The following is an 11,442-nucleotide window of genomic DNA, read 5'->3' on the forward strand; positions in this document are numbered from 1 at the left end:
ATAAAAAAATGTTCGCCTCAATGGCACGCAGCGATCAGCCCTTCACCGACGATTTTCCAGTCCTGTGTCAGGCTGTCGCTATTGAGTGCGGCGGCCTTGAGCAGCTGGCTTGCCGACAGGCCCGTGCTCAAGCAACACGCTTGGCAACGCATGACCCAATCCACGGCTTGCATGGTGGTGGCGCGTTTTGGCGTCAGCAGCGCGGTCAGGCAACTCACTTGCTCGGTGCTCCAGCCCAGCAGGTGGGCCAGCAGGCCGTTGACTGTCTCTGCTGAATGCTGCGGTAGGTCTTGGTTGGCGAGTTGCAAGTAGTGCAACAGGTTTGCTTCCGACTGCGCCTGACGGCGCGCGCAATGATTGAACCGTTCGAGCAAATACAGCGTTTGAGGTGTAAGCGTTCCTGAACTGTTCGAGGCTAACCACGTGGGATGGTCCATTAACGCCTGTAGCGTGCTGCTGCTCAGATGCAATTTCTGGCAGGCTTCAGCGGTGCGAAGCACGTGCGCCAGCAATGGCGGTGTTTTGCCGACAGTGGCGATGATGGCCTGGACTATTTCCGTGGCATTCGTGCCGGCCATTTTCATCACGCAGGGAAGGTATTCGGCGGACACGTCAGCCCTGTCGTGCAGCAGCGTTTCTACCAGGCGTTGAGGGTCGTGGGTGGATTGGGCGTGTTCCCGAAGTGCGGCCAATCGCTTTTCCAGGTTCTGATCCAACGGCAAGTCATGCCTGAGACTCTCGAACAGGCGACACCACTGCAATACATCGAGATCGTTTTGCTTGAGCCAGTCCAGCGCCCAGTCCATCGCCATCAAAACGTCGAGGATGTCCGGGCCGGTGGAGGTCAGTGTTCCGGTCACCAACGCCCGACAGAATGTATCGCCTCCCAGTAGCCGGGCCAGTTCCGTGCACGCCAGCGGCGACAGGCCAAACATCCGGGCGATACGGGCCTGGCGGTAGAGTGAGGAGACTGTAGGCAAATCCTTTTTTAGCGCCAGGTACTTCCCGGTCTGTTTCACCAGCAACAACAACGCGTCTCCCGTGAGGGCGAGCCCCAGGCCCGCGCCGAGATAGCTGAGGGTTTCAAGATCCGCGGGATCGAGGTCCGTCGCTTGCTTCTCCCATGCCGGGCTTTTGAGTAAACGGGTGCGATTGAATACTTGGTCGAACAACGGAACACGTTCTGCGCAAGCGCAGGTCGGCATTTCGTGCACCAGCGAAGCAAACTCCTCAGGGGTGATGCCATGGCGCCGCGTCATGTACTGATAGACCCCAAGCGCGCGCAAGGTGTTGGCGCCGAGTGTCATGGCGGTGTTGCCTTCCGAATACAGGCTATTGACGATCAGCGTATCCAGTTCGGCAAAGGTAATGCCGGTCCATCGTTGCAGTCGGACCATGCGCTGCATGCGGTCGAAACGCTCGTAGGACTTGTTGCCGAACCCTCGCTGGTTCTTGTTGGTTTCAAGCACCAAAGCGGGGGTGGTGTCGGGGCCGTTGATGTAAGCGGCGCCCTGGAGGTTACGCGTCGGGGGCGGGTTATGGGGCGAGATGCGAGGGCTGTATCGGCCAAGCGCCAGTAGCTGCTCAACCTGTTCCGTCGTCAGCCCGGTGTGCGCCTTGAAGAACGTGAAATCACCCAGGCGCTGCACATCTTCAGTGCCATAGGTTTTTTTCAAGGCCTCGAAATCGGAGTTCGAAGCGAGCGGTGCGAGCAAGAGTGCCTGTTGCGCCGGACTGAGCCCTGAAAGCAGTTTTTGCGCTTCGACAGGCGATTGCGAAACGCGTCCGTAGGTTGAGCCGTCCTGGCAAAACGGCAGCTTCAGGCTGACCCGATAATTGACTTCACCCAGGGCGGGTTTACCTGCGCCCAAGCCAAGCAGGCATTGGTGGTGGTGAAGATCATAGGGCAGTGAAAAGGGATAGTGTGCGCTGGCCAAGGCCTGCTGAACGGTCGTGCCGTCATCGAGACTGGCCTCGATATGGCTGCGCAACGTGTCGTTGACGATGTTGAGCATCGGGCGTGCAACCAAGGCGCTGTGTGGGTCGAGCATCAGTGTGTTGAGGTCCGGTCGACGTTTCTCCAGGGGGATCTTGCGGGCGTGGGTGGAGCTGTTTTCCAACTGCCTGGCAAACAGGTACAGCGCACGCAGGTAGGCTACGGGCGAGTCGATCGCGGCGATGTCACCGTCCTTGCAAAACTGATCCCAGTTTTCCTGGAACAGTGCTTGGTAGCTGATCGGCCCGGATGTCGGGTCTGAGTCCAGGCTGCGTCGCACACGGGGCTTGGTGGCGCTGGGGCAGAGTTGATGCTCCAGGTACAAGCGGCTGATCTGCCGGGCGTGGCTCGACGCATTGTCGTAGGCCTGCCCGGCATCTGCATCGCAGTGCCTGGCGAGCGCCTGGGCGAACTGCGCCTTGCCCAGGCGCAGGATGTCGAATACCGATGTCAGCCCCATTCGCTGCAGGGCGGTCTTGAAATCGGTTTTTGCAGCGTCCTCGCCAATTGGCGAGGCAACGAGCGTGTGCAACAGAGAGCCGTTGTCTGCGTCCATGTCGGTGCCTCTCCTGTTCGAACGGAATGTTCTTGTCAGGAGAAAACCGTACAGCAGTACGCAAAAAAAGACGGTAGGACGTGGGCGGGAGATGTGTACGAAAGAGCGATTCGTGGGCTGCGCGGATGCAAGTCCTGTGGGAGCGAGCTTGCTCGCGATGGCGTCGGACCAGCCAGCATTGAAGTTGGCTGAACCTCCACCTTCGCGAGCAAGCTCGCTCCCACAGTGGGTCACACAAATCGGGTCGGGCGTTAGACGCGGAAGTGGCTGACCATCATCTGCAACTGATTACCCAGCCGTGCCAGTTCCACACTGGAGGCGGCGGTTTCTTCGCTGGCGGCGGCGGTCTGTTCGGACACGTCGCGCACGTTGATGATGCTGCGGCTGATCTCCTCGGCCACGGCGCTTTGCTGCTCGGCGGCCGCGGCGATCTGCTGGTTCATCGACTGGATATTCGACACCGTGCGGGTGATGTTTTCCAGTGACGCGCCGGCCTTGCGGGTCAGGGCCACGCTGCTGTCGGTGAGGTTGCGGCTGTTGTTCATCACGGCCGCCACTTGCTGGGTACCATTCTGCAGGCCGGCCACCAGGCCTTCGATTTCTTCGGTGGATTTCTGCGTGCGCTGGGCCAGGCCACGGACTTCGTCGGCCACCACGGCAAAACCACGTCCGGCTTCACCAGCGCGTGCCGCTTCGATCGCGGCGTTGAGCGCCAGCAGGTTGGTCTGCTCGGCCACGGCCTTGATCACGTCCATGACGCTGCCGATCTTGTCGCTTTCCTGTTGCAGCACGGTCATGGCGTCGGTGGAACGCACCACCTCGCTGGCCAGGCGTTCGATCTGGGCGATGGCTTCGCTGACTACCTTGTCACCGGCACGGGCTTCGCCGTCGGCGGCGGCCGCAGCCTGGGAGGCCTCTTCGGCATTGCGGGCCACTTCCTGCACCGTGGCGGTCATTTCGTGCATGGCGGTCGCGACCTGGTCGGTCTCGACTTTCTGGCTGTTGACCCCGGCGCTGGTCTGCTCGGTCACCGCGGACAGTTCTTCGGCGGCGCTGGCGATCTGGGTCACGCCATCGCGGATGCCGCTGATCAGGTCGCGCAGGGTTACGCCCATGCGCGCGATGCCTTGTTGCAGCACGCCGAGTTCATCGCGGCGGGTGACGATGACCGTGTGCGAGAGGTCGCCGCTGGCAATGCGCTCGACCACGGCCAGGGTATCGCGCAGCGGGCCGGTGATCTGGCGAGTGATGATCACAGCCGCAATGACACCGACCAGCAATGCCAACAGGGTGCTGACCAGTTGCAGGGTGCGGGCCTGGGCACTTTCGGCGTCGCGGCGGTCGAGCTGGATCTGGTACAGCTGCTCGCTCAACGTCACGATTGACGCGCCCTGTTCAGTCATTTCCTTGCGTGCCTGTACCGCGTCGGCGGTGGCCAGCTTGAAGGCCTGCACGGCGCTGCGGTATTGGGTGAGGGCGTTTTCCAGTTGGCGCAGTTCATCCTGGCGGGTGCTGGAGAAGTGCTCGTTCAGCGGCTTGAGCGATGCGATGGCGGCGTCCAGTTGGGCGACGGCCTTGCGTTCGGTGTCGGCGTTGCTGTTGGCGGTGTAGCCGCGCACTTCATAGCGGGCCAGCATGAAGTCCTGCTTGGCCTGGGTGATGGCCTGGAACTGGGCGAAACGCTCGTCGCCGGGGGCCATATTCCGCACGTCCGAATCCAGGGTCTCGATCAGTTTGTAGGCGATATCAGCGTTCGTGCCCATGGTATCTCGGGCGGTGTTGCCCGTGCGGTAGGCGCTGCGCATTTTGTTCAGGGACACCTGATAGGCGCTGATGACTGCGCTCTGCTCCTTGAGCAACTTGACGTTTTCCGGGCTCTTGAAACTGCTGAGCAGGGCATTCTGTTGCGCCACGAAACCATCGAGGGTGGTCTGCACGTTTTGGGCGGCGGTCTCGTCACCGTTGGTCAGCATGTATTGCAGGCGCGTGACCCGAAGTTTGGTCAGGCCGGCGTTGAGCTGGGTGATGTCGCTCATCCAGTTGCTACGGTCGATCAGCCCACCCAGGCTGGTCCAACTGGTCAGGGCCAGCAGGCAGGTCAGTACCAGTACCAGGCCGAAGCCCAGGCCCAATTTCATGTTGACGCTAATGTTGCCAAACCAGCTGTTCATCAAATTCCTCCAGGAACGTTGTGCTGCTTGATCGTCGGTACGCTGGAAGATTGTTGTTGTTAAGAGCCAGCAAGAGCATGTAACAGGGCTATATCGGCGGTGGGGCCTGGATCTGAAGCTTTTTTTCACATCGGTTTCACCGCCTGCCCACGTCGGCCTCTCTACTGTCGCGCCATCGAATGACTGGGTGGATGCCGTCGGGGCGGCTTGATGTGGAACTGAGACTGAGCCTTTTCGGCCTGAGGCGCTCGATCGATACGCGCCGACTTGCCCGCTACCAAAACGCTGTGGTCGTGCTGGCTTCGGCGCTGCTGGTCATCCCGTTGACCCTCTGGCTGCTCAGCCCGGCGGCGATACCGGACCTGGCCCATGGCAATGCTGCCGGCGCCCGGGCCTTGGCCGATGGCTGGGCCAAGGGTGAGATGATCGTACTGGTGCGTCATGTCGAGCGCTGTGACCACTCCAAGGCCGCGTGCCTGAATGATCGCGAAGGCATTACTGCCCGGGCCCGTGCCGTTGCGGTGGGCCTCGGTGCCCGGTTCGAGCAACTGGGCCTGGGCAACGCCGACCTCTACAACAGCCCACGTGTGCGCGCAGCCCAGACGGCGGGGTACATGTTCAACAAGGTGGGCACCGGTGACGATTGGCTGATCAATTGCCGGCATGACTTGCTGCGTAATGCTTTGGCCCACAAGGTGGCGGGGCGAAACCTGATCCTGGTGACCCACAGCGAATGCATGCAGGCGATGGAAACCGCGCTCCAGCGTCCGACCTCTGCCTTTGGCTATGGGGCTTCGTTGTTCGTTTCCACTGCCCAGCCACAAGCGCCACGGTTGCTCGGCTTTATCGAAGCGTCTGACTGGCGCTCGGTGACATTTCAGTAATTTCTTACGATTAGGACCGCTCATGCTGACGTCTGCTCGCGCCCGTTTCTACGGATTTAATCTCGGAATTCCGCTGGTCTGTGCTGCCGTGGTGTTCTTGCTGTTCGACATGACCCACGTCGACATCGCCATCAGCGATCTTTTCTACGATCCGCTTCACCAGGTGTTTCCGTTGGGGCACATGCGGCTGTTCGAGCAAATCACCCACAAATGGGCAAGGGTCATTCCGAACTGGACCGGCGAGGCGGCCATTATCGGTGCGCTGTTGTCGCTCTTCTGGCCGATCTTCAAACCGCCAAAGCGCCCTGGACTGCTTCGCCTGCTGGATAAAGCCCGGCTGAGCAAACCACTACGTCTTGCTCACAAGCACCGTCGCGATTTCCTCTATGTGGTCTTCGCCTTTTCCCTCAGCACCGGGGTGATCCATTACCTCAAGGGCCACACCAGCGTGTACTGCCCGGTGGAAACCACCCAGTACGCCGGCAAGATCGAGCACAAGGAATGGTTCCAGAATTTCGACCTGCTGCACGTCGCCGGTGAGGGGCGCTGCTGGCCCGGCGGTCATGCGTCCGGCGGCTTCACGATGCTGGCGCTGTATTTCGTCGCCCGCCGCTACCGCTGGCGTCATTCGAAAACCTTGATGCACGGGGCGCTGGCCTTGGGGTTTGTCTACGGCACGACGCGGGTCCTGCAGGGCTGGCATTACATGTCCCACACGTTCTGGGCAGGGATTTTCGTCTGGTTGAGTTGTTGGCTGATGGCGTTGCTGTTTTATGGGCGTGCGGCCTTGGAGCAGCCTGTGTTGAAACCACAGCGAGCGACGGCGCCTGTCGTGCCTGCGTCGGGCAACGCACATTCTTCAGCCTGAATGCCAGGCAAAAAAAAAGCCCGCTGGGAGAGCGGGCTAAAACCTTAGTTTCTTGAATGAGCGAGGGGACTTTACCCAATCACACGCAGGCGTGGGGTGAAGAAAAGTTCATGAGGCCGCCTCCTTGCACGACCTCATGCCCACGGGGTCTTCTCACCTGAGATCAAACCGATCCAGGTTCATCACCTTGACCCACGCCGCAATGAAGTCCTTGACGAACTGCTCCTGCGCATCCGGGCTGGCATAGACTTCGGCCAGGGCCCGTAGCTGGGCGTTGGAGCCGAAGACCAGGTCGACACGGGTGCCGGTCCATTTGACCTGGCCGGTCTTGCGGTCGCGGGCCTCGAAGGTTTCCTGGGTGTCGGAAAGGGCTTTCCATTCCACGCCCATGTCGAGCAGGTTGACGAAAAAGTCGTTGGTCAACGTCCCGGGCCGTTGGGTAAAGACACCGTGAGCGGTGTGGCCGACATTGGTGTCCAGTACCCGCAGACCGCCGATCAGCGCCGTCATTTGCGGGGCGCTGAGGGTCAGCAGTTGGGCCTTGTCGATCAGCAGTGCCTCGGCGGACACGCGATACCGGCCCTTGAGGTAGTTGCGAAAGCCATCGGCGATGGGCTCGAGAAAACCGAACGACTCGACGTCCGTCTGCTCCTGGCTCGCGTCCATGCGTCCCGGCGCGAACGGTACCGTCACGCTGAGCCCGGCATTTTTCGCGGCTTGTTCAATACCGGCGCTGCCGGCCAGCACGATCAGGTCCGCCAGGGAGATTTTCTTGCCGTCGGATTGGGCGGCGTTGAACTCATTCCGGACCCCTTCGAGGGTCGCCAGCACCTTGGCCAGCTGCTCTGGCTGGTTGGCCGGCCAATCCTTTTGTGGGGCCAGGCGCAGACGGCCACCGTTGGCGCCGCCGCGTTTGTCGGAACCACGGAAGGTGGAAGCCGCGGCCCACGCCGTAGACACAAGCTGTGAAATCGACAGGCCCGAGGCCTGCAGCTTGCCTTTGAGGGCGGCGATGTCGTTGTCGTTGACCAGCGGATGGTCGACCGCTGGGATGGGGTCCTGCCACAGCAGTTCTTCGTTGGGCAGTTCCGGGCCGAGGTAGCGTGAGAGCGGGCCCATGTCGCGGTGGATCAGCTTGAACCAGGCGCGGGCGAAGGCGTCGGACAATTGGTCCGGATTTTCCAGGAAGCGCCGCGAGATCTTTTCGTAGATCGGGTCGAAGCGCAGCGCCAGGTCAGTGGTCAGCATCGTTGGGTTGCGCCGTTTGGCCGGGTCATGGGCATCGGGGATGATGCCCGCGCCTGCACCGTTTTTCGGCGTCCATTGGTGCGCGCCTGCCGGGCTCTTGGTCAGCTCCCACTCGAAGCCGAACAGGTTCTCCAGGTAGTTATTGCTCCAGCGGGTGGGGGTGGTGGTCCAGGTGACTTCCAGGCCACTGGTGATGGTGTCGGCGCCTTTACCGGTGCCGAAGGTGCTCTTCCAGCCCAGGCCTTGCAGCTCCAGGCCTGCGGCTTCGGGCTCGGCGCCGACATTGTCCGCAGGGCCTGCGCCGTGGGTCTTGCCGAAGGCGTGGCCGCCGGCAATCAATGCCACGGTTTCTTCGTCGTTCATCGCCATGCGGGCGAAGGTTTCGCGGATGTCCACCCCGGCGGCGACCGGGTCCGGTTGGCCCTCGGGACCTTCCGGGTTGACGTAGATCAGCCCCATCTGCACGGCGGCCAGCGGGTTCTCCAGGTTGCGTCCATCGTCAGTGCGGCTTTCTTCGTTGCCAGGCTCGGCCACCAGTTGGCCTTCGCCGGGGTCTTGCATGGCGGCTTTGTCGGGCTTGCCGTAGCGAACATCGCCCCCCAGCCATTTGTTTTCAGACCCCCAATAGACGTCTTCATCCGGTTCCCAGACATCGGCGCGGCCACCGGAAAAACCGAAGGTCTTGAAGCCCATGGATTCCAGCGCGACGTTGCCGGTGAGGACGATCAGGTCGGCCCAGGAGATATTGCGACCATACTTCTGCTTGATCGGCCACAGCAGCCGACGTGCCTTGTCGAGGCTGACGTTGTCTGGCCAGCTGTTGAGCGGTGCAAACCGCTGCTGGCCGGAACCCGCGCCACCGCGCCCATCACCGGTGCGGTAGGTGCCTGCACTGTGCCAGGCCATGCGGACAAACAGCGGTCCATAGTGGCCGAAGTCTGCCGGCCACCAGTCTTGCGAGTCGGTCATCAGTGCATTCAGGTCTTGTTTCAGGGCCTGGAAGTCCAGGCGCTTGAACGCTTGGGCATAGTTGAAATCCTCACCCATGGGATCGGACAGCGAGGAGTGCTGGTGCAGGATCTTCAGATTCAGCTGGTTCGGCCACCAGTCGCGGTTTGTCGTACCACCGCCAGCGGCGTGATTGAACGGGCATTTCGATTCGTTTGCCATGAGAAGCTACCTTTGGTCGTATTCATCCAGCTATCCAGCCCGGCCGGGCTTCGAATAGCGACAGGCGAAATAAATGACACAGGGCGCAGGGCTCACAGTTCGCTCAACTGATCGTGTGCGGCCACACGGCAACGCGGGAGATGTCTGGTTACCCATTCGGTGGCCCACGGCAAGCCCAGTACGGTTCTGAACGCTTCGTATCTCTTTGTCAGGTTTCACGGGCCGGATTGCACCAGCCTGAATTCAGGCTAGTCCTCCTTTGCCAGATAGCTAATAGGCGCAGTATTAACGGTCGATAGGGATAATCTTTTATCGAAGCCTAGCGGCGAGGCAGATGATATGAATGGCGCCTGCCGTGACGGACCCAATAATGAACAAATGCCCGCGCAGCACGGCCTTCCACGAAGCCGGTCATGCCCTGGCTTTCTGGTGGAACGGCCAACCGATAAAACGCATCATCGTGCGTACCAAGGCTGAAGCCTGCACGGGTCCTCTGTTCGACCTGCGCGGCAACCCGCAATACGCAGAAGGGTGGGTCGAAGCTGACTACCTGGTCTCGCGCCCGGCCTTCGAAGCCCCGGGGATCGCTGAATACCTGCCCTCGATGGTCGACGCCATTGAGCGAGACCTGCTCCACTGCTTCGCGGGGCCGGTGGCCGAAGCGGTCTACCGGCACCGCCGGTCCGACCGGCTGATCAGGGGCAGTGGCCGGGGTGACCTGGATCGGGGGCACGAACTGATCAGCCTGCTGCCACCGCGCAAACTGCTCGACGCCCAATCCCAGGCCATCGCCCGCTGCAGTTGCCTGGTGCACCGTTACTGGCCGGCTGTCAGCGCCGTGGCGGGTTTTCTGCAAGAGCACGGAACGGTTGAAGGGAGCGCCGTCACAGCGCTGTTGTGCGAGATGAGCGGGGAGCGGCCGATGTTCCTTGGCCATCAAGTGGCAAGCCTCGACTTGTGATCAAGGCATTGCCACGGGCCCTATCCGACGCGGATCAAAGCCACTACTTGCTAGCGCTTCACCGTTTCCTCAAGAGAGAAGCGTCCCAGCGGGTTTTGTTGGAAGTGCTCGATGTTCTTGCGCGAAATATTGATGTACGGGCTGTAGTAGAGATCGATCCAGTTGACGTCCTGCTTGGCGATCGCCTGAAGGTCGGTATACATCTGCTTGCGCTTGGTTGGGTCGACTTCTACCCGCGCCGCCGCGACCAGATCCTTGACCTTGTCGTTCTTGTAGCGGGTCATGTAGTTCATGTTGGTGTCGTGTCCCAACACGAAGGTGGTCTTCTGGTCCGGGTCGAGGATGTCGTTGGTCCAGTACATCACGGACAGATCGTAATCGCCGTCGATCAGCATTTGCCAACTCTGGGTTGGGTCGACTTTCTGCAAGGTGGCTGTCACGCCGACCGCTGCGAGCTGTTGCTGGACCAGCACGGCGATCTGCTCGTCGGCTTCATTGCCCGCATTGACCACATAGTTGAGCTTCAGGCCTGAGGCGCCTGCATCTGCCAGCATTTTCTTGGCTTTTTCGGGGTCGTACGGGCGCTGCAGATTATCGGCATTGTGATAAAGCGCGCCTTTAGGAATGTAGGAATAAGCCACCTGGCCATGGCCGAACGTCACGGTATCGACCAGGGATTTTTTGTTGATCGCAAGGTCCAGGGCCTGGCGTACTTCAGGCTTGCCCAACAATCCGTGCTCATGGTTGATCAGCAGATGATCCTCACGGGTGGAGGGATCCATGTGTACGACCAGGTTGGGATCTTTCTTCAGGGTTTCGACGCGCGAGAAGGGCACGAAGATCGCCGAATCCAGCTCACCGGCCTGCACCTTCAACATCCGCGTATTGTCATCCGGGATGGAGATCCATTCCACGCCATCCAGGCTCACCTTGTCGGCCTGCCAGAAGTTGGGGTTCTTCTCCAGCACCACGCGATCACCGCGTAGCCATTCCTTGACGATAAAGGCGCCAGAGGCAACGGGGTCCTGGGCATAGGCTTCCTCACCCATTTTTTCCATGGCCTTTTGCGACAGGATGGAGACGTTGGGCAACGCCAGCTGCGCGAGGAAGGGCACTGAAGGGCTCGTGAGTGTCACCACCAGTGTCTGCGGGTCGGGTGCTTGGGCCTTGTCGATAATCTTGTAGGAGTCGCTCCACAGCGACCCTTTGTTGTCGCGAATACGCAACAGACTGAACGCTGCATCGCTGGCGGTAATCGGTGAGCCGTCGGAGAACTTGGCCGAGCGTAGTTTGAAGGTGTAAGTCAGGCCATCGTCGGAAACCTGCCAGCTTTCGGCCAGCCCCGGTACCAGCTTGGTGCCGGTGTTGTCGACGCGCACCAATACGTCGTAGACATTGGAGAACACCCAGTTATCACGGTTCTGCGCGCTTTTGATCGGGTCGAACGTCGTACTTTCTTCACGGCAACCGATGGTCAGCACGCCTGCCGCCTGGGCGACACCGGCCGCCAGTGTGCAAACGGTCAACGTCGCGGCGGTCAGCAACTTCAAATGTTTCGATCGCATGGTCAAACTCCCTATTGATGAAT

The 11,442-nt window shown here is 60.7% G+C and carries 7 protein-coding genes and 1 pseudogene; 3 read left to right on the top strand and 5 right to left on the bottom strand.

Features of this window, described 5'->3' with window-relative positions:
• Nucleotides 1–17 precede the first annotated feature (17 nt).
• The 3 genes and pseudogenes from HU749_RS04635 to HU749_RS29545 all read right to left on the bottom strand — a co-directional run.
• Nucleotides 18–2,552: a Tc toxin subunit A gene (locus HU749_RS04635; protein WP_079302004.1), complete on the bottom strand. Its 2,535-nt coding sequence runs from the start codon at nucleotides 2,550–2,552 to the stop codon at nucleotides 18–20.
• 251 nt (nucleotides 2,553–2,803) lie between these two features.
• Nucleotides 2,804–3,667: a methyl-accepting chemotaxis protein gene (locus tag HU749_RS29540; protein WP_409557442.1), complete on the bottom strand. Its 864-nt coding sequence runs from the start codon at nucleotides 3,665–3,667 to the stop codon at nucleotides 2,804–2,806.
• A 42-nt stretch (nucleotides 3,668–3,709) separates the two neighbouring features.
• A pseudogene (locus HU749_RS29545) lies at nucleotides 3,710–4,723 on the bottom strand (methyl-accepting chemotaxis protein); the annotation flags it as partial.
• Between the two features lie 191 nt (nucleotides 4,724–4,914).
• Here HU749_RS29545 and pmrG point away from each other — a divergent pair.
• Both pmrG and HU749_RS04650 read left to right on the top strand, forming a co-directional pair.
• Nucleotides 4,915–5,607: a lipopolysaccharide core heptose(II)-phosphate phosphatase PmrG gene (pmrG, locus tag HU749_RS04645; RefSeq protein ID WP_079302006.1), complete on the top strand. Its 693-nt coding sequence runs from the start codon at nucleotides 4,915–4,917 to the stop codon at nucleotides 5,605–5,607.
• A 22-nt stretch (nucleotides 5,608–5,629) separates the two neighbouring features.
• Nucleotides 5,630–6,475: a phosphatase PAP2 family protein gene (locus HU749_RS04650; RefSeq protein WP_095962094.1), complete on the top strand. Its 846-nt coding sequence runs from the start codon at nucleotides 5,630–5,632 to the stop codon at nucleotides 6,473–6,475.
• A gap of 153 nt (nucleotides 6,476–6,628) precedes the next feature.
• On the opposite strand, the gene katG is transcribed toward HU749_RS04650, so the two are convergent.
• Nucleotides 6,629–8,893, bottom strand: a complete 2,265-nt coding sequence (katG, locus tag HU749_RS04655; protein WP_186650475.1) for a catalase/peroxidase HPI — start codon at nucleotides 8,891–8,893, stop codon at nucleotides 6,629–6,631.
• Between the two features lie 370 nt (nucleotides 8,894–9,263).
• On the opposite strand from katG, the gene HU749_RS04660 reads away from it, so the two are divergent.
• Entirely contained in the window at nucleotides 9,264–9,854 is a 591-nt protein-coding gene (locus tag HU749_RS04660) for a hypothetical protein (RefSeq protein ID WP_046063106.1), read from the top strand.
• A gap of 50 nt (nucleotides 9,855–9,904) precedes the next feature.
• Here the strand turns inward: HU749_RS04660 and HU749_RS04665 are convergent, their stop codons facing one another.
• Nucleotides 9,905–11,419: an ABC transporter substrate-binding protein gene (locus HU749_RS04665; RefSeq protein ID WP_186650477.1), complete on the bottom strand. Its 1,515-nt coding sequence runs from the start codon at nucleotides 11,417–11,419 to the stop codon at nucleotides 9,905–9,907.
• Nucleotides 11,420–11,442 lie beyond the last annotated feature (23 nt).

Origin of the sequence: Pseudomonas ogarae (assembly GCF_014268695.2) — a bacterium.
Lineage (GTDB): Bacteria > Pseudomonadota > Gammaproteobacteria > Pseudomonadales > Pseudomonadaceae > Aquipseudomonas > Aquipseudomonas kilonensis.